The organism is Amycolatopsis sp. NPDC031561, from assembly GCF_055580625.1.
Map to the genome: position 1 here is coordinate 983,041 of NZ_JBVILA010000001.1, position 16,211 is coordinate 999,251.

Consider the following 16,211-nt stretch of genomic DNA (forward strand, 5'->3'; position numbering starts at 1 on the left):
TCCGCCTTGTGGTTGTGGGGGAGCGGGGGAAGGCCCCCTTCCCGCGGTTGAGCCGAGGGAAGGGGGCCTTCACGCGCAAGGGGGTACTAGATTCCCTGCTTCATCATTTCCAAGTAGTCGCCGACCTCGGCGGCCGGAGGCGGAACGATGTCCACCGGCGTTCCCCAGTCGCTGTAGGTGTACGTCGACTTGGTCTCGCCGGTCTGTGACCCTCCCGCCGACTTCATGAACGACGTCATGTCCGTGACCATCTTCAGCGGTAGCTGTTCGGCGTTGAGCCAAATCTCGGCCGGGATCCGCAGGTCCTTGCCTTCGAACCGCTTCTCGATCTCCGCGCGCTTGTCCGCGGGGACGTCGTCGCCGAGGAACAGGGCGAGCTGCTTCTTGGCGTCGAACTCGACGAAGTAGTGGTTCACCGGGACGCCGTCCAGCTGGGTCTGCTCGGACCTGATGATGCGGCCGGTCTTTTCGACCAGCTCCAGCTGCTTCGCCGGGTCGCCCATTTCGAACGACCTCTGGATGGCCCTGCCCATGGCCTTCGCCTGGGGATCCTGGCTGTTGAGGTCGATCTTCCCCCAGTTCTTGTCCGTCTTGGCCTTGGCCTTCTCGGACGGGGGGAGATTGATGAACAGTGTTTGGCCGACCAGGCGCAGGATGCCGGTTTCACCCTCGACGGTCATGTTCGCCTCGATCTTCGAGGCGGGACCGTCGTAGTACGCGAGCAGAGTGCCCGTGACCTTGGAATCCCCGGACGAGGCGTCGATGGTCGTCTTGGAGGACTTGGTCTTCCGCGTCCCCTGCTTCGCGGCCTCGACGAGGCCGAGCGCGTCGGTGAACGGGGTGGCCAGCGCGAGCTCGCCACCCTTGTTCTCGGCCGGCGCGCTGGGGCGGGTACCGCAGCCCGTGACCACGAGAGTCAGGGCCGCGGCCGCCGCGACGAGTTTGAAAGTCGGGTGCATGTTTACCGGCCGGCCTTCTTCGCGAGCTCCGCCATCTCGCCGACCTGGTCGGCGGGCGGTGCGGTGATGTTCACCGGGACACCCCAGTCGGTGTACTTGACCGTGGTCTTGGCGACACCGTCACCGGGGGCGCCCATGGCCTTCACGAACGCGGTCTGGTCCGAGATGACCTGCACCGGCAGCTGGTCGGCGTTGAGCCACAGCTCGGTGAGGATGGTGACGTTCTTGCCCTCGAGCTTCGCCTTGAGCTGGTTCAGGGTCTCGGCGGGCAGCGGGATGCCGATGTTGCCCATGATGAGGGCGAGGGCCTTCTCGGCCTCGATCTCGACGACGTAGTGGTTGGTCTGCTCGCCGTTCAGCTCGACCTGGTCCGACTTCGTGATCTTGCCCGCTTTCGAGATCTGCTCGAGGATGCGGGACGGGTCGCTGTCCTTGGCGGCCTTCGACATCATCTTGCCGAGCAGCTGCGAGATCGGGTCCTGGCCGTCGGCCGCGATCTTCGCGTACGCCTTGTCGGTCTTCAGCTCGGCCTTGTCTTCCGCGTCGAGCTTGAAGAACAGCGCGTTGTCGACGAACAGCATGTCGAGCTTCTTGCCGTCGGCGTCCATGATCATCGAGAGCTTGCTGTTCTCGCCGTCGTACACGCCCTGCCCGGACGCCGTGTTCTTCTGTGCGCCCGCGACGGCCTCCATCGTCATCTTCGACGACTTCGCCTTCTTGGTGCTCTCGCGGGTCAGCGCCGCGAGCTGGATCGGGTCGCCGAGCGGCGACGAAAGCGAGCTCTTCGCTTCGGAAGGAACGGGAGCAGCCGCGCCGGACTGCTTCTCGCCACCGCAAGCGGACAGCGCCAGGACGGCGGCCGTGGTGATGGCGGCGAGCATGGTTACGCGCTTCAAGTGGACCCCTCAGAAAAGTTGATCTAATCCGAACGGGTTATCGCGCGCGGGCGAAATTAGTTACCGTTCGTCGTCATGTCCAGCTCGGGAGCCCAAAAGGCGGCGCAAAGACTCCAAACGGTCCATGCTCGCGTGACCCTCGGTGACGACCTCGTCGAGTGCGCAGTCCGGATCCGAGGGCGGTCCGAGGTGACCGCAGCCGGAGGGGCACTCCTCGGCCGCCGCGGCGAACTCCTCGAACGCGAGCACGATGTCGTCGGCGGTCACGTGCGCGAGACCGAACGAGCGGATGCCCGGGGTGTCGACCACCCAGCCGCCGCCGGGCAGCGAGAGCGCGACGGCCGCGACGGATGTGTGCCTGCCCTTGCCGACCGCGCTGACCACGCCGGTCGCCAGCCCGGCGTCCGGCACCAGCCGGTTGACCAGGGTGGACTTCCCGACCCCCGAATGCCCGACCAGCGCGGTGACCCGGTCCTTGAGCCGTCCGACCAGTTCGTCCGGGAACTCGTCGTGCCGCGTGACCACGGCGGGGATGTCGAGGCCCGCGTAACCGGCGAGGAGCTCGTCCGGGCTCGCGAGGTCGGCCTTCGTCAGGCAGAGGACCGGCTTGAGGCCGCCCGCGTAGCAGGCCACGAGACATCGGTCGATGAAGCCCGTGCGCGGCTGGGGATCGGCCAGCGCGGTCACGATCAGCAGTTGCTCGGCGTTGGCGACGACCACCCGTTCGAACGGATCGGTGTCGTCCGCGGTCCGGCGGAGCACGCTGGAGCGTTCATCCACCCGGATGATCCGGGCGAGGGTGTCGGCCTTGCCGCTCACGTCGCCGACGATGCCGACGGTGTCGCCGACGACCACCGAGACCCGGCCCATCTCCCTGGCGCGCATCGCGGTGACGACGCGTTCCGGATCCGAGTCGATCGCGCAGGTCCAGCGCCCGCGGTCCTTCCCGATGACCATCGCGGTGGAGGCGTCGGCGTGCTCGGGACGACGTTTGCTGCGCGGTCTGGTGCCCTTGCCGGGACGGATCCGCACATCGGATTCGTCCAGCTTGCGCCAGTCCTTGCCAGCCAAACCGCCTCCTGCTCTTCGAACACCTCGGAACAATGATCCCATGCTGCTCGCCAACGTCTGCCCGGCGTGTAACGATGACTGTCGATTAGGGAGGTTTTCGCATGTGCGGGCGTTATGCCGCCACCAAGGACCCCGCGGCGCTGATCGACGAATTCGCCGCGGTGGACCTGACCGAGGGCCGGGTCCGGACCGATCACAACGTGGCGCCGACCAAGGACGTCCCGACGGTGGTGCAGCGGCATCCGCGTGACGCCGACGGCGCGGTGCTCGAAGACGAGCCGCCCGTCCGGTCGCTGCGGATGATGCGCTGGGGCCTGGTCCCGTTCTGGGCGAAGGACCCCGGAGTGGGCTCGAAGATGATCAACACGCGTGCCGAGACGGCCAAGGAGAAGCCGTCCTTCAAGAAGGCGGTCTCCGCGCGGCGCTGCCTCGTCCCCGCCGACGGCTGGTACGAGTGGCGGCGCGACGGCAAGGAGAAGCAGCCCTTCTTCATGACCGGCCCCGGTGACGGATCGCTGGCGTTCGCCGGGATCTGGGAGACCTGGCGGCCGAAGGACGACCGGGACGCCGACCCGCTGATCACCTTCTCCGTGATCACCACGGACTCGGTCGGCAGGCTCGCCGACATCCACCACCGCATGCCGCTGCTGATGCCGCGCGAGAAGTGGGACACCTGGCTCGACCCCGACCTGCCCGACGTCACCGATTTGCTCGTCCCGCCCTCGGCGGAGCTGGTCGACACGATCGAGCTGCGGCCGGTGTCCAGCCTGGTCAACAACGTCCGCAACAACGGCCCGGAGCTGCTGGACCGGGTCGAACCCGCCGCCGACAGCGCGCTCTTCGACCTGCCGAGCTCATGACGACACTGGAGATCGACACCGCCTACGGCCCCGCGCGGGCCGAGTTGCACTGCGCCGAGGAAGGTGTCGCAGTACTGATGCTCGGCCACGGCGCCGGCGGCGGGATCGGTGCGAAGGACCTGGTCGCGGTCACACGCGCGGCGCAGGCGGCCGGTGTCCACGTCGCGCTCGTCGAGCAGCCGTACCGGGTGGCGGGCCGCCGGGCACCCGCTCCCGCCACGCAACTCGACACCGCCTGGCTCACCGTGGCCGACGAGATCTCCGAGCGTTTCGACGATCTCCCGATCGTGTTCGGCGGCCGGTCCTCCGGGGCGCGTGTCGCCTGCCGGACCGCCGCCGTCGGGCAGGCGGTGGCGGTGCTCTGCCTGGCCTTCCCCGAACACCCGCCGGGGAAGCCGGAGAAGACCCGGCAGGGTGAATTGGACGCCGTCGAGGTCCCGACCCTGGTCGTCCAGGGCGAGCGGGACCCGTTCGGCTTGCCCAAGGCGGGCCCGCATCACGAGATCGTGGTGCTCAAGGGTGACCACAACCTCAGCGCCGACCTCGACGGCGTGTCACGCGCGGCTTCCGAGTGGCTCGAGCGTGTGCTGCGGCCGCTCGCCTGAGAACCGTCGCCGGGCGTAGTGCACGGTGACCGCGGCCAGCAGTGGACCCCAGAGCAGCAGCGGCGCGTAACAGACGGCCATGACGACGCCGTAGACCGGCGAGTCCTCCCAGCTGCCCGGCGCCATCGACGACCCGGCCTCGTTCCAGCCGGACAGCGCCTGGAGGCTCAGCAGGGTCAGGGCGATCGCGCCCGCGGCGGCCGGGACGATCGCGGCGAGCGGCGGGATCCGCCTGCCCCGCAGTCCCGGTATCCAGCGCGGCCACACCTCACCCCACGGCCGGACGAGCCCGAGGGTGAGGAACGCGAGCGCCTCGGCGAGGAGGCTCAGCCCGAAGACGTAGGCCGTGCCCCAGCCGGGGATGCCGAATTCCGTCAGCCCTTGCGCGGTGAACCCGACCGGCACACCGAGACCCATCGCGATCCGCCACAGCCCGGACGGCAGGGTCGCCAGCAGCGTGGCGTGGGCGGCGAGGTTCGCCCACCTCGGCACGTCGGGCACGGTCTTGGTCATGGTGTCGCTCCCCAGGGGTCGTCGTTCGCTTGCCACGACGATTCCGCAGGCGGGGCCCGTGATCTTCCCGCCAGGGACCGAGGCACTTCCCCCGCGAGGGTGAATCCCCACCCCGCGTTTCGTCCTCTAGTTGCGGTACTTGCACACGCAACTACCGCAACTAGAGGACGAAACGCGGGACTTCAACCGGCGATGGGGGCGACGGTGGCCCCGGTGAGGCGCACCAGATCGCCCGGAGCGAGCTCGACCTCCAGGCCGCGACGCCCCGCCGAGCAGTGCACGGTCTCGAACTTCTCCGCCGACGCGTCGATCACCACCGGGAGCCGGCTCCGGTGCCCGAGCGGCGAGATCCCGCCGAGCACGTACCCCGTCGCGCGCTGAGCGGCCGCGGGGTCGGCCATCTTCGCCTTCTTCCCGCCCGAGGCGGCGGCGAGGGCCTTCAAATCCAGCTGGCCGGTGACCGGGACCACGCCGACGGTCAGCTTCCCGTCGACGTCGGCGACCAGTGTCTTGAACACACGCGCGGGGTCGAGCCCCAGTGCCTCGACGGCCTCGAGGCCGTACGACTCGGCCCTCGGATCGTGGTCGTAGGCGTGCAGGACATGCGGCACTTTCCGCTTCGCCAGCAGCGCCGTCGCCGGGGTTCCCTTGCCTGCCATGGCCGGAGTCTACGAGGGCGCCGGGAATGCCCGACCGGGCAACACTGTTGGAACGCACGTGCCCACCACACTGGAAGCTCCCCGAATCCTGATCCCGCGCACGCCGGGCGGCCAGGTGATCCGTCCGCGCGTAAACTCGACGTCGTCTCATGCGCACAAGCGCATCGACGCCGATCGAGAAGGGAACGGTTTGCCGAGCACGCAGAATCCCGCGCCGGACACGGGCACGGACGCCGAAGAGGCGGCCGCGCGGGCCGAGCGCTTCGAGCGGGACGCGATGCCCCTGCTCGACCAGCTGTACTCGGCCGCCATGCGGATGACCCGGAATCCCGCCGATGCCGAGGACCTCGTCCAGGAGACGTACTTGAAGGCGTACGCGGCCTTCGCGTCCTTCAAGGCGGGTACGAACCTCAAGGCGTGGATGTACCGCATCCTCACGAACACCTACATCAACGGCTATCGCAAGCGTCAGCGCCAGCCGGTGCAGCAGCCCACCGAGGAGATCACCGACTGGCAGATCGCCAAGGCGGAGAGTCACACCTCCAGTGGGCTGCGCTCGGCCGAGGTCGAAGCGATGGACAACCTGCCCGACGCCGACGTCAAGGAAGCACTGCAGAAGCTTCCGGAGGAGTTCCGCCTCGCGGTCTACCTCGCCGATGTCGAAGGCTTCGCGTACAAGGAGATCGCCGAGATCATGGACACGCCCATCGGCACCGTGATGTCCCGGTTGCACCGCGGCCGCGCCCAGCTCCGTGACCTGCTCGCCGACGTCGCCCGCGAACGGGGCTTCATCCGCGCGGGCAACCGGCAGGAGGTGGCGGGGCGATGAACGACGACTACTGCTCCGGCGCGGACGACAAGGTCAAGTGCGAGGAAGCCCTCGCCGACATCTACCTGCTGCTGGACAAGGAGTGCAGCGCCGAGCGCGACGAGGCACTGCGCAAGCACATCGAGGACTGCCCGCCGTGCCTCGAGGAATACGGCATCGACGAGCACATCAAGCAGCTGCTCGCCCGCAAGTGCGGGGGTGACCACGCGCCGGACGACCTGAAGTCCCGGCTGCGGGCCTCGATCCGCCAGACCGTGCAGACCAAGGGCGCGATCACCATCGAGCGCACCGAGGTCCGGATCGAGCAGACCTTCGAATAACCCGGCTCAAGACACACGAAGGCCCCCGTACCGGATCGGTGCGGGGGCCTTCGCTGTCTGATCGATGATCAGGAGTTGGGCTTCTTGCCGTGGTTCGCGCCGTTCTTCTTACGGTCGCGACGCTTGCGGGCGCGCTTCGACATGTTTCACTCCTCGTCCGAGTGGCCCTCGCGGGGTGGTACGACACCGCTGGGCCAGGGTCAACCTGTTCAGTGTGTCATGCGGCCCTCACCCTGCTTGGATGGGGACGTGTCCACCCTTTCCGATCTGCTCGCGGAGAACACCGGCATGTCCGGTGAAGCCGCGGACCATCTCCAGACCGTGGTCGCCGAATGGCAGCTGCTGGCCGACCTGTCCTTCGCCGACTTCCTGCTCTGGGTCGCCGTCTCGGAGGAGCTCCAGCCCGACGGCGGCGACTACGTCTGCGTCGCGCACGCGCGCCCGACGACCGCGCCGACGGCCCATCCCGAGGACGTCGTCGGCTCCCGGTTCACCGTGGACGAGCATCCGCAGCTCGCCAAGGCGAGCCGCGAGGTGCGGATCTGCCGCGAAGAGGATCCGCACTGGTACCGCGACCTGCCGATGCGCCGCGAGGCCATCCCGGTGGTGATCGGCGGCACGGTGATCGCCGTCCTCAGCCGCGAGACCAACCTGGCGGCCTCGCGGGTGCCGAGCCCGCTCGAGATCGCCTATCTCGGCAGCGCGGGCGACCTGTGCCAGATGATCGTCGACGGCACCTTCCCCAGCCCGGGGAACCAGACGGACACGCATACCAGCCCCCGCGTCGGCGACGGCCTGATCCGCCTCGACCCGACCGGCACCGTGGTCTTCGCCAGCCCGAACGGGTTGTCGGCCTACCACCGGATGGGGCACGAATCCGACCTCGTCGGCCAGCGTCTCGCGCCGCTGACCAGGTCGCTCATCCGTGACCCGTTCGACGCGACCGAGGTGTCGCACCGGATCATCGAGGCGCTCGACGGCAAGCCCAGCAGCCGGACCGAGGCGGACTCCCGCCGCGGAGCCGTCGTGCTGTTCCGTGCGCTGCCGCTGCGCCCGGCGGGGCAGCCCGCCGGCGCGCTCGTGCTGGTGCGCGACGTCACCGAGGTGAAGCGCCGTGACCGCGCCCTCCTTTCGAAGGACGCGACCATCCGCGAGATCCACCACCGGGTGAAGAACAACCTGCAGACCGTGGCCGCGCTGCTGCGGCTCCAGTCGCGCCGGACCTCCAGCGAGGAGGCGCGGCTCGCGCTCGGCGAGTCCGTGCGCCGGGTCTCGTCGATCGCGATGGTGCACGAGGCGCTGTCCATCTCGGTGGACGAGCGGGTCGATCTCGACAAGCTGCTCGACAACGTGCTCCCGATGGTCGGCGAGGTCGCGACGGCCGAGTCCCAGGTCGGGCTTTCGCGCACGGGTTCGTTCGGCGTCGTCGTCGCCGAGATCGCGACGCCGTTGGTGATGGTGCTGGCCGAACTGGTCCAGAACGCCATCGAGCACGCGTTCCCCGGCGGACGGCCGGGCAAGGTCGAACTCGAGGTGGAGCGGTCCGCCCGCTGGCTCGACGTCGTCATCCGCGACAACGGGCGCGGATTGCCGTCGGGTTTTTCACTGGAACGCAGCGACGGCCTCGGCCTGCAGATCGTGCGGACGCTGGTGGAATCGGAACTGCGCGGATCGCTGTCCCTTCGCGGACTTCGCGGAGAGGCCGAGGAACCCGGCGGTCGCCGGGCGGGCACCGAAGCGGCTTTGCGGATCCCGCTTTCCCGCCGGCTCTGAGTGGCCGTAGTGGACAGTCCTTTTTGATCGTCCTTTGTGGACTGTCTCACCCGGACACGTTTTAGGGCCGGCGCCCGAAGAGAAAGATGGCGCCGGCCCTGTAACGGTTCCGCGGGAGGACTTGGAGAAAGTCCGGTGAAGCCGGACCCCCGTGGGGGCGTGTTGGCCTCGCTTGTTAAGCTCAAGTCGGGTAGGTGTCACCTCGCAACGCAGGGCCATACAGCCACTGCGCCGCGGGATTCCCGAAGCTTGGGGTGCTACTCGGTTTTGGTTACTTCGATGAAGCGTGCTGAGTCTTGAAACTCAGGCGGAGGTACGCGTGCCGATGTGCGTACGACGGCGCTTCAGGGCCCGTCGCTCGTCCTCGCTCATCCCGCCCCAGACGCCTGCGTCCTGCCCGCTGGCCAAAGCCCAGGCCAGGCAGTCGGAAGCGACGGTGCAGCGGTGGCACACGGATTTCGCCTGAGTTACCTGCGACAGAGCAGGACCGCTGGTTCCCACCGGGAAGAACAGCTCGGGGTCCTCGTCTCGGCAGGCCGCGTCATGGCGCCAGTCCATGTTTCTGAGCTCCTTCATAACGGCGCGGTACTCCGCGCCATAGTCGTCATGGCGGTCGTTTTTTTGGGTGCTTGTGAATGCTTTCACGAAGCACCCGTTTCGACAAGGGTTTTCTGAAGATCGGTGAGTCAGCTCACCCGGCCGAGCGACGCTTCTGACCTGCGGTTTCGTTCCGAAACAGCCCTCCGAAGGGAAGGCCGATGCGGTGAGCGGAGGTTCTGCGTCGATGAGCGGCAGGTTGCACTTTGCCGCAGGCGATCAGTGGTCCGGTGCTCAGACGGTTACTGTCAGTGCACCCGGAACGCTGAAGAACTCCACTCGCTTCCGCTGGCCGACGAGGTCGCCGTCCACCTGGAAGTTTACCGGTTCAGCAGCGTCGATGCGGATCATCGGCAGGTCATCGTGACGAAGGAGACGTCGTCCGCGTTGGTCGCTCTTCGTGAGCAATGCCTGCCGTACATGCTTGAACACGGTGGGCAATCGCAGACCGCTCAACGCGAAAAGGCCCAATCCGGTGTCGAATGAGCTGCCCGGGTTCAGGTGGACGGGACGGTCACCCAGGTAACTCCATGGATCGGTGTTCGACACGAAAGCGGTCAGCACTTCGGTGGGTTCTTCACCCGGGATCCGGACCGTGAGGGCCGGACGGCCGAGCGGAGGCCGCAGATGGGACGCCACCGCGGCCCTCAGGTAGAGCCCCGCCGTGGTCTGTTTGCCCCGTCGCTTGGCCACACGGCCGACGACGTCGGCGTCCCAGCCCATTCCGGCGTTGAAGGTGAACCAGTGGCCGTCCGCTAGTCCCAGTCCGACTTTGCGGCTTCTGTCGTTCTCGATGGCGTTGAGGAGCTGGTGCGTCGCTTCCACCGGATCGTGCGCGATCCCCAGCGCGCGGGCGAAGACGTTCGCCGAGCCGCCCGGCACGACCCCGAGCATGGGGACGTCGCCGATGTCGCCCGGAGCGCCGTCGGAATCCGCGAGCAGACCATTGACCACTTCATTGACCGTGCCGTCGCCTCCGTGGGCGACGACCAGGTCGATCCCGTCACGGGCGGCGGACCGCGCCACGGCCATCGCGTGGCCGCGGTAGTCGGTTTCCACCACGTCGAGTTTGACCTGGCTGGCCAGTGCGTGCGCCAGCACGTCACGGCCACCGGCGGTGGTCGAGGTGGCCTGGGGATTCACGACGAGGATGGCACGCACTTCCGCAGGGTAGGTGACGTCCGCCCGAAGAGGGGAGCGTCAGGTGACGCGAAGCTCAGTGCTCCGGGCATCACGAAACACCCGGAGCAGGCCTCTGCTCGTCGTGACAAGTGCACCCGGGCCGACCGCCCGCTCATCGACGACGCCTTCATTTTTTCCGGTCGGCGGCCGGACGAAAACGGCCGACCGGGTGGCATACGATCGAAAGTGCTCACGTACGGTGACCCGCCCTGGTGGAGCGCCGTGTCCGAAAGCCTGGAAGGCTGTTTCGCCGTGTCCATCGCCGACAAGCTCTCGCCCGCGCCCCGTGAAGTCCGCCTCGCCGGCGTCGTCACCGCGCTGCCGGGGCTCGCCCTGATCGTGTTCGCGGTCCTGCTCCTGGTCAACGGCCAGGCCGGACCGGAGAACCTGCTGGCCGAGGTCGCCTATTACCTCGTCCTCGCCGCCGGAACGCTGGCCTGCGCGGCCGGACTGGTGCTGGGGAAGACCTGGGCGAGGTCGCCCGGGGTGGTCGTCGCGCTGATCCTGGTCGGCGTCGGCTGGTACGGCGCGGGGCCGTCCGGGCAGCCGCTGTGGGGCGTGCCGCTGGGCCTGATCGGCGTCGCCGTCATCGTGCTGCTGTTCCGCCGCCCGTCGCGGGCGTGGGCGCTCGGGCTGCGGGAGGGCGAGACCGAGGAAGAAGCCGCCGAACGCGACGGCGCCGCGGGACGTGCGGCGCGTCGCGAACGCGAGGAGCGGGACTCCTGATCGAGGGGTAAGTCGAAGATGGCGGGGGTCGGGTTGGTCGCGAGTGGCGTTTCGGGTGAGTGCGGACCGGTATTTGCCTACCTACGTGTGACCAGGGCGAAGGTGAGGTGCGGGAGTCGAGGGGGTCGCTCCGGTCTCGGGGCTCGATGACACCGGAATCTCGCCGCGGCAGGGTTCGAGCGTGGAGGATTCGGGACGTTCAATGCCCCGATCCTCCGTTGATCAAGCTCATGCCACCCCACAACCCCGCGGACGGCAGCCGAGTGGGGAAGATTTGAGACGGTCAACGTCCCAAATCTTCCCCACTCACCCACATCAGGATCCCGTGGGTAGGCAAATATGGGTCCGCCAGAACCCGAAACGCCACTCACGACCAACCCGACCCCGCTGCGCCTGGCTGTCAGATCCCGGCGGCGAGGGCCTTCAAGGGTTCGTCGGTGAGCCGGTCCACGGTCCACTCGTCCATCGGCACCGCGCCGAGTGACTTGTAGAACCCCTGAGCCGGGTTCCAGTTCAGCACCGACCATTCGAGGCGGGCGTACCCGCGCTCGACACAGACCGCCGCGAGCGTGGCCAGCAGCGCCTTGCCGAGGCCGGAGCCGCGCTGCTCGGGGCGGACGTAGAGGTCCTCGAGGTAGATACCGTGCACGCCGCGCCACGTGGAGAAGTTCAGGAACCACAGCGCGTAGCCGACGATCTCGCCGTCGACCTCGGCGACGTGCCCGAACAGGCCCGGAGCGTCGCCGAACAGCGCGACGCGCAGCTGCTCGGGCGTGAGGTGGCACTCGTCCGGGGCGCGTTCGAACTCGGCGAGGTCGTAGACCAGCCGGACCACGGCGTCGATGTCTTCTTCGCGGATCCGCCGGATGCGGTCGTCGGCCACTAGTCCTCCGTCGTGGGGAGCAGGTTGAGGTGTTCGATCTGGGGCTCGCCGCGTTCGTCACCGAGCACCGCGACGCCCGCCGGGTCGAGTCCGAAGTGGACGCCCGCCGTCGAGGGCAGCCCGACCCAGCGCGCGACCAGGACACGGCTGAAGTGCCCGTGGCCGACCAAAATCACGTCACCCTTGCCGAGCGGCTCGCGGACACGGTCGATCAGCTTGTCCGCGCGGGCGTTGACGTCTTCCGCGCTTTCGCCGCCCGGGATCGGATGCGACCAGACCGTCCAACCGGGAACGGTTTCGCGGATCACCGGGGTGGTGATGCCCTCGTAGTCGCCGTAATCCCATTCGGACAGCTCTTCGGTGACCTCGTCGACGCGCAGGCCTGCCAGCTCGGCCGTCCGCAGCGCGCGGGTGCGGGGACTGGAAAGGACGAGGGCGGGGCTGCCGCCGAGCACCGCGCGCAGGGTGCCGCCCGCCGCGCGGGCCTGCCCTTCGCCCGCGGCCGTGAGCGGGATGTCGGTGCGCCCGGTGTGCCGTCCGTTGACGGACCACTCGGTCTGACCGTGCCGGAGAAGGAAGAGCCGATTAGCCACGGTTGCGAATATAGCCTGCGGTCCGGTTATGCTACTGGTGAGTAACATGATGAGGAGACCGTGATGGCGCAGAATCCGACCTACGCGATGTGGAACCGGCTGGCCGGGAAGCCGGTCGGCAAACAGCTGTTCTCGGCGGCGATGTGCCTGCGTGTGCCGTACTTCCGGACGGTGCTCCCGTCGGTGCGCGAACTGCGGCCCGGCCGATGTGAGGTGACGTCCCCGAAGTGGTGGGGTGTTTACAACCACATCAAGACCTTTCATGCGATCGCGGCGTGCAACCTCGCCGAGATCGCCATGGGCATGCTCGCCGAGGCGACCGTCCCGACGACGCATCGCTGGCTGCCCAAGGGGATGACGGTCTCCTACGTGGCGAAGGCCGAGACCGGCCTGCGGGCCGTCGCCGAACTCCCCGAGCTGCCGGAATTCGGCGACGAGGGATTCGAGCTCCCCGTGCCGGTGACGATCACGGACACGAACGGCAAGCCCGTCGTGACCGCGACCATCACCATCTGGGTGACCAAGAAGAAGTAAGTGCCCACCTCGTTCCGCGTTTCGTCCTCTGGTTGCGGTTCTTGCGCGTGCAACTACCGCAACTAGAGGACTAATTGCGGGAAGTCAGAGGGGCTTGAACTGGACGTAGGTCACCTGCTTGAAGGTGTTCGACCCGCTCGGTGACGGCAGGCCGAGCAAGTGGTCGGCTACTTGCGTCAAGCGTCCGCAGCCGGTCGTGCGCGGCAGGGCGAGCTGGGTGTCGACGACGCCGAACTTCACCGTCTGCGGGTTCTTCGAGATCACTTCGAAGGGCACCGCCGGATCGTCCTTGACCACCGAGTGGAGCGGCGCGTCGAGCGTGCCGATCGTGCATCCCTTGGGCAGCAACGGATGCCGCAGGGCCGCGTACAGGTCCAGTTCGCCGCGGCGTTCGTCGTTCGAGAGGAAGTCCGAGTAGCCGCCGTACTTCAGCTGCATGCTCGCCCCGAAAGTGCCGTCGATCCGTGCGGGAGCATGACGCAGTTCGCCGAACGCCTGCGCGAACTTCCCGTCCACCTTGCCTTCGGAGAACGTCAGCCGCATCTCCCCGAGCGGGATCTCGCGATCACCGATGGTCAGGACTCCTTGGGAGACAAAGGCTTCGCAGCGCCAGGTGCCGGGGTCGGCGTTGGCGGGCGGGGCGGGGCAGGCGGAGAAGTCGAACTCGGGCAAGGGGGACGACGCCGCGGAGGCGTGGCCGGGCAGGACGACGAGGGCGGCGGCGGAGAGTGCGGCCGCGGCCGCGGCGAAAAGGCGTCTCATGACTCGAAAGAGTGGTCCGTCGCGGTCTGGGTCACATCGGGGAAGACCCCCAGGGGATCCCGGAAATCACCACGTTCGAGTGAAACTTAACGGTGTTTACCCAGCTGACGCGAATCCAATTCGGATTCGGTCTTGAAGGCGCCGCGAGCAGCGGGTGATCATCGGCCCATGTCCCCACTGTCGCGCCGCAAGTTCCTCGGGTTCACCGCACTCAACTCCGCCGCCGCTCTCGGGCTCACCACGATTTCCACCGCGCGGGCCGAAGAAGCGGCCCCGGGCTTCTCGCCGGCCGTGGTCGTCGGCACCGGTTACGGCGCTGCGGTCACCGCCCTCCGCCTCGGCGAAGCCGGGATTCCCACCGTCATGCTCGAGATGGGCAAACTGTGGAACGAACCCGGTCCCGACGGCAACGTCTTCTGCGACATGCTCAAGCCGGACAGGCGGGCCATGTGGTTCAAGGACCGCACGCAGGCGCCGCTCGCGTCGTTCCTCTGGCTGGACCTGGCCAACCGGGACATCAAGCGGTACCCCGGTGTCCTCGACAGGGTGAACCACGGTGACATGTCCGTGTACGTCGGACGAGGCGTCGGCGGCGGTTCGCTGGTCAACGGCGCGATGGCCGTGACGCCGAAGCGGTCGTACTTCGAGGAGATCCTGCCCGCCGTCGACGCGGACGAGATGTACGGGACCTACTTCCCCCGGGCCAACCAGGCGCTCGGGGTGAACCACATCGACCCGGGCTGGTTCGAAACCTGCCGTTCTTACAAGTACGCGAGGGTTTCCCGGAAGGCGGCGGCGCGGGCGGGGCTCAAGACGGTGTTCGTGCCCAGCGTCTACGACTTCGAGTACCTGAAGCGGGAAGAAGCGGGCACGGTGCCGCGGTCGGCGCTCGCCTCGGAAGTCATCTACGGCAACAACCACGGCAAGCGTTCCCTCGACAAGACCTATCTCGCGGCCGCGCTGGGCACCGGGAAGGTGACCATCAAGACGCTGCACCAGGTCCGCGGGATCACCCAGCAGACCGACGGCACGTACGTCCTCACCGTGCACGAAACGTCCGAGGACGGCGCGGTCGTGGCGAGGAAACAACTCGGCGCCAAGTACCTGTTCCTCGGCGCCGGCAGCCTCGGTTCGACGGAATTGCTCGTGCGGGCAAGGGAAACCGGGACACTGCCCGAACTGAACGACGAGGTCGGCCGCGGCTGGGGCACCAACGGCAACGTGATGCTGGGCCGCGCCAACCACGCGTGGGATCTCGGCGGCTCGCTGCAGTCGGGGATGCCCGCGCTCGGCATCGACGCGTGGGACGACCCGGTGAACCCGGTCTTCGCCGAAGTCGCGCCGGTCCCCGCCGGGATCGAGACGTGGCTGAGCCTGTACCTGGCGATCACGAAGAACCCCGAACGCGGCCACTTCACCTACGACGCCGCCAGCGACTCCGCGCGACTGCGGTGGAGCGCCGCGCAGGGGCAGCCGTCGATCGACGCGGCGAAGTCGTTGTTCGACAAGATCAACCGGGCGAACCGCACGGTCTACCGGAGCGACCTGTTCGGGGACACGCGGTCGTTCGAGAACCGGTTCACCTATCACCCGCTGGGCGGGCTGGTGCTGGGCAAGGCCACCGACCTGTACGGCCGGGTGAAGGGCTATCGGAACCTCTACGTGACCGACGGATCGCTGATCCCGGGCAGCACCGGGGTGAACCCCTTCGTGACGATCACCGCGCTGGCGGAGCGGAACGTGGATCGGGTGCTGCGGGAGGACCTGTCGCGCTGACTCAGCCCTCGGCCCGCAGCTTTTCGTAGTACGCGACGCATTCGTCGTACTTCGGCAGCAAACCCTGCTCCAGGGCTTCCTTCAGATAGGGCGCCGAGGTGTCCTTTTCGGACACCACCGCCTCGACGTCCCGCGGCCACGGCAGCGCGAGATCGGCGTCCATCGGGTTGACACCGTGCTCGCCGGCCGGGTTGTACGGCTCGGAACAGAGGTAGGCCATCACCGTTTTGTCTTCGAGCGCCATGAAAGCGTGACCGAGGCCTTCGGCGATGTAAACCGCTTTGTACTCGGCGCTGTCGAGCAGCACGGACGTCCATTCGCCGAAGGTGGGCGAGCCGACGCGGAGGTCGACGATGACGTCCAGCAGCGAACCGCTCGGGCAGTACACGTATTTCGCCTGCCCGGGCGGGGTGTCCGCGAAGTGCAGGCCGCGGACGGCGCCGCGCCGGGAAACGCTGGTGTTGGTCTGTGCCAGGCGAAGCCGATGTCCGACCGCTTCGGCGAACGCCTCCTCCTGGAACGGCGCCACGAACAGACCGCGGTGATCGGGGAATACGCGAGGGGTGAATTCGAAACAGTCGGGGATGCTGAGGCGCCTGGCTTGCATGGCCTCAATGTTAACGAGCCATTCCCAAGCCGGACGGACGTCTTGGGAAACCTCTCCTGAGCTGCG

Annotated in this window: 20 protein-coding genes; 8 read left to right on the forward strand and 12 right to left on the reverse strand. The window is 67.9% G+C overall.

From position 1 onward, the window contains the following. Positions 1 to 86: 86 nt before the first annotated feature. The 3 genes from ACZ5IK_RS04755 to rsgA are packed head-to-tail and all read right to left on the reverse strand — an operon-like array spanning position 87 to position 2,926. On the reverse strand, positions 87 to 959 hold the full coding sequence (locus ACZ5IK_RS04755) for an SCO4651 family lipoprotein (RefSeq protein WP_465486559.1): 873 nt from the start codon (positions 957 to 959) through the stop codon (positions 87 to 89). A gap of 2 nt (positions 960 to 961) precedes the next feature. Next, positions 962 to 1,855 (reverse strand): SCO4651 family lipoprotein, encoded by an 894-nt coding sequence (locus ACZ5IK_RS04760; protein ID WP_465486560.1) that lies wholly within the window; start codon positions 1,853 to 1,855, stop codon positions 962 to 964. 60 nt (positions 1,856 to 1,915) lie between these two features. Further along, positions 1,916 to 2,926, reverse strand: coding sequence for a ribosome small subunit-dependent GTPase A (gene rsgA / locus ACZ5IK_RS04765; protein ID WP_465486561.1), 1,011 nt, complete (start codon positions 2,924 to 2,926; stop codon positions 1,916 to 1,918). Between the two features lie 101 nt (positions 2,927 to 3,027). Here rsgA and ACZ5IK_RS04770 point away from each other — a divergent pair, with 101 nt between their 5' ends. Together ACZ5IK_RS04770 and ACZ5IK_RS04775 are read left to right on the forward strand one after the other, a co-directional pair. Further along, positions 3,028 to 3,786: an SOS response-associated peptidase gene (locus ACZ5IK_RS04770; RefSeq protein WP_465486562.1), complete on the forward strand. Its 759-nt coding sequence runs from the start codon at positions 3,028 to 3,030 to the stop codon at positions 3,784 to 3,786. Continuing rightward, a complete protein-coding gene (locus ACZ5IK_RS04775; RefSeq protein ID WP_465486563.1) occupies positions 3,783 to 4,391 on the forward strand; it encodes an alpha/beta hydrolase family protein in 609 nt (202 codons plus the stop codon). The genes ACZ5IK_RS04770 and ACZ5IK_RS04775 overlap by 4 nt, the downstream gene beginning before the upstream one ends. Here ACZ5IK_RS04775 and ACZ5IK_RS04780 read toward each other — a convergent pair. Both ACZ5IK_RS04780 and ybaK read right to left on the reverse strand, forming a co-directional pair. Next, on the reverse strand, positions 4,341 to 4,904 hold the full coding sequence (locus ACZ5IK_RS04780; RefSeq protein WP_465486564.1) for a hypothetical protein: 564 nt from the start codon (positions 4,902 to 4,904) through the stop codon (positions 4,341 to 4,343). The genes ACZ5IK_RS04775 and ACZ5IK_RS04780 overlap by 51 nt on opposite strands. 182 nt (positions 4,905 to 5,086) lie before the next feature. Beyond that, positions 5,087 to 5,563, reverse strand: a complete 477-nt coding sequence (ybaK, locus tag ACZ5IK_RS04785) for a Cys-tRNA(Pro) deacylase (protein WP_465486565.1) — start codon at positions 5,561 to 5,563, stop codon at positions 5,087 to 5,089. A gap of 190 nt (positions 5,564 to 5,753) precedes the next feature. Here ybaK and ACZ5IK_RS04790 point away from each other — a divergent pair, with 190 nt between their 5' ends. Together ACZ5IK_RS04790 and rsrA are read left to right on the forward strand one after the other, a co-directional pair. Beyond that, positions 5,754 to 6,392, forward strand: coding sequence for a sigma-70 family RNA polymerase sigma factor (locus ACZ5IK_RS04790; RefSeq protein ID WP_101613491.1), 639 nt, complete (start codon positions 5,754 to 5,756; stop codon positions 6,390 to 6,392). Then, positions 6,389 to 6,712 (forward strand): mycothiol system anti-sigma-R factor, encoded by a 324-nt coding sequence (gene rsrA, locus ACZ5IK_RS04795; RefSeq protein WP_101610408.1) that lies wholly within the window; start codon positions 6,389 to 6,391, stop codon positions 6,710 to 6,712. The genes ACZ5IK_RS04790 and rsrA overlap by 4 nt, the downstream gene beginning before the upstream one ends. 68 nt (positions 6,713 to 6,780) lie before the next feature. Here rsrA and ACZ5IK_RS04800 read toward each other — a convergent pair whose 3' ends face one another. Continuing rightward, a complete protein-coding gene (locus ACZ5IK_RS04800; RefSeq protein ID WP_369299112.1) occupies positions 6,781 to 6,855 on the reverse strand; it encodes a 50S ribosomal protein bL37 in 75 nt (24 codons plus the stop codon). A gap of 106 nt (positions 6,856 to 6,961) precedes the next feature. Between ACZ5IK_RS04800 and ACZ5IK_RS04805 the strand changes: the two genes are divergently transcribed. Next, positions 6,962 to 8,485, forward strand: coding sequence for a sensor histidine kinase (locus ACZ5IK_RS04805; protein ID WP_465486566.1), 1,524 nt, complete (start codon positions 6,962 to 6,964; stop codon positions 8,483 to 8,485). A 303-nt stretch (positions 8,486 to 8,788) separates the two neighbouring features. Here ACZ5IK_RS04805 and ACZ5IK_RS04810 read toward each other — a convergent pair whose 3' ends face one another. Continuing rightward, complete coding sequence (locus tag ACZ5IK_RS04810) at positions 8,789 to 9,043, reverse strand: WhiB family transcriptional regulator (protein WP_026466945.1); 255 nt, start codon at positions 9,041 to 9,043, stop codon at positions 8,789 to 8,791. A 273-nt stretch (positions 9,044 to 9,316) separates the two neighbouring features. Beyond that, a complete protein-coding gene (locus tag ACZ5IK_RS04815; protein ID WP_101610404.1) occupies positions 9,317 to 10,243 on the reverse strand; it encodes a diacylglycerol/lipid kinase family protein in 927 nt (308 codons plus the stop codon). Between the two features lie 243 nt (positions 10,244 to 10,486). Between ACZ5IK_RS04815 and ACZ5IK_RS04820 the strand changes: the two genes are divergently transcribed. Further along, positions 10,487 to 10,990, forward strand: a complete 504-nt coding sequence (locus tag ACZ5IK_RS04820; RefSeq protein WP_465486567.1) for a hypothetical protein — start codon at positions 10,487 to 10,489, stop codon at positions 10,988 to 10,990. Positions 10,991 to 11,390: 400 nt separating this feature from the next. Here ACZ5IK_RS04820 and ACZ5IK_RS04825 read toward each other — a convergent pair whose 3' ends face one another. Further along, the gene (locus ACZ5IK_RS04825) at positions 11,391 to 11,873 is read right to left on the reverse strand and encodes a GNAT family N-acetyltransferase (protein ID WP_465486568.1); all 483 of its coding nucleotides are present in this window, start codon (positions 11,871 to 11,873) and stop codon (positions 11,391 to 11,393) included. Next, positions 11,873 to 12,466, reverse strand: a complete 594-nt coding sequence (locus tag ACZ5IK_RS04830) for an acid phosphatase (RefSeq protein WP_410600611.1) — start codon at positions 12,464 to 12,466, stop codon at positions 11,873 to 11,875. Before ACZ5IK_RS04830 ends, ACZ5IK_RS04825 begins: the two co-directional genes overlap by 1 nt. 63 nt (positions 12,467 to 12,529) lie before the next feature. On the opposite strand from ACZ5IK_RS04830, the gene ACZ5IK_RS04835 reads away from it, so the two are divergent. Then, positions 12,530 to 13,000, forward strand: a complete 471-nt coding sequence (locus ACZ5IK_RS04835) for a hotdog fold domain-containing protein (RefSeq protein WP_101610400.1) — start codon at positions 12,530 to 12,532, stop codon at positions 12,998 to 13,000. A gap of 84 nt (positions 13,001 to 13,084) precedes the next feature. On the opposite strand, the gene ACZ5IK_RS04840 is transcribed toward ACZ5IK_RS04835, so the two are convergent. Then, entirely contained in the window at positions 13,085 to 13,762 is a 678-nt protein-coding gene (locus ACZ5IK_RS04840) for a hypothetical protein (protein ID WP_465486569.1), read from the reverse strand. A gap of 168 nt (positions 13,763 to 13,930) precedes the next feature. Here ACZ5IK_RS04840 and ACZ5IK_RS04845 point away from each other — a divergent pair, with 168 nt between their 5' ends. Next, the gene (locus ACZ5IK_RS04845; RefSeq protein ID WP_465486570.1) at positions 13,931 to 15,538 is read left to right on the forward strand and encodes a GMC oxidoreductase; all 1,608 of its coding nucleotides are present in this window, start codon (positions 13,931 to 13,933) and stop codon (positions 15,536 to 15,538) included. A 1-nt stretch (position 15,539) separates the two neighbouring features. On the opposite strand, the gene ACZ5IK_RS04850 is transcribed toward ACZ5IK_RS04845, so the two are convergent. Further along, entirely contained in the window at positions 15,540 to 16,145 is a 606-nt protein-coding gene (locus ACZ5IK_RS04850; RefSeq protein ID WP_465486571.1) for a dTDP-4-dehydrorhamnose 3,5-epimerase family protein, read from the reverse strand. Between the last annotated feature and the right edge of the window lie 66 nt (positions 16,146 to 16,211).

What these genes read in the sequence shown, in the direction of transcription:
- rsrA (WP_101610408.1), top strand. Translation starts at nt 6,389, where the DNA reads ATGAACGACGACTACTGCTCCGGCGCGGACGACAAGGTCAAGTGCGAG.
- ACZ5IK_RS04810 (WP_026466945.1), bottom strand. Translation starts at nt 9,043, where the DNA reads ATGGACTGGCGCCATGACGCGGCCTGCCGAGACGAGGACCCCGAGCTG.
- ACZ5IK_RS04755 (WP_465486559.1), bottom strand. Translation starts at nt 959, where the DNA reads ATGCACCCGACTTTCAAACTCGTCGCGGCGGCCGCGGCCCTGACTCTC.
- ACZ5IK_RS04770 (WP_465486562.1), top strand. Translation starts at nt 3,028, where the DNA reads ATGTGCGGGCGTTATGCCGCCACCAAGGACCCCGCGGCGCTGATCGAC.
- ACZ5IK_RS04835 (WP_101610400.1), top strand. Translation starts at nt 12,530, where the DNA reads ATGGCGCAGAATCCGACCTACGCGATGTGGAACCGGCTGGCCGGGAAG.
- ACZ5IK_RS04775 (WP_465486563.1), top strand. Translation starts at nt 3,783, where the DNA reads ATGACGACACTGGAGATCGACACCGCCTACGGCCCCGCGCGGGCCGAG.
- ACZ5IK_RS04840 (WP_465486569.1), bottom strand. Translation starts at nt 13,762, where the DNA reads ATGAGACGCCTTTTCGCCGCGGCCGCGGCCGCACTCTCCGCCGCCGCC.
- ybaK (WP_465486565.1), bottom strand. Translation starts at nt 5,563, where the DNA reads ATGGCAGGCAAGGGAACCCCGGCGACGGCGCTGCTGGCGAAGCGGAAA.
- ACZ5IK_RS04845 (WP_465486570.1), top strand. Translation starts at nt 13,931, where the DNA reads ATGTCCCCACTGTCGCGCCGCAAGTTCCTCGGGTTCACCGCACTCAAC.
- ACZ5IK_RS04780 (WP_465486564.1), bottom strand. Translation starts at nt 4,904, where the DNA reads ATGACCAAGACCGTGCCCGACGTGCCGAGGTGGGCGAACCTCGCCGCC.
- ACZ5IK_RS04850 (WP_465486571.1), bottom strand. Translation starts at nt 16,145, where the DNA reads ATGCAAGCCAGGCGCCTCAGCATCCCCGACTGTTTCGAATTCACCCCT.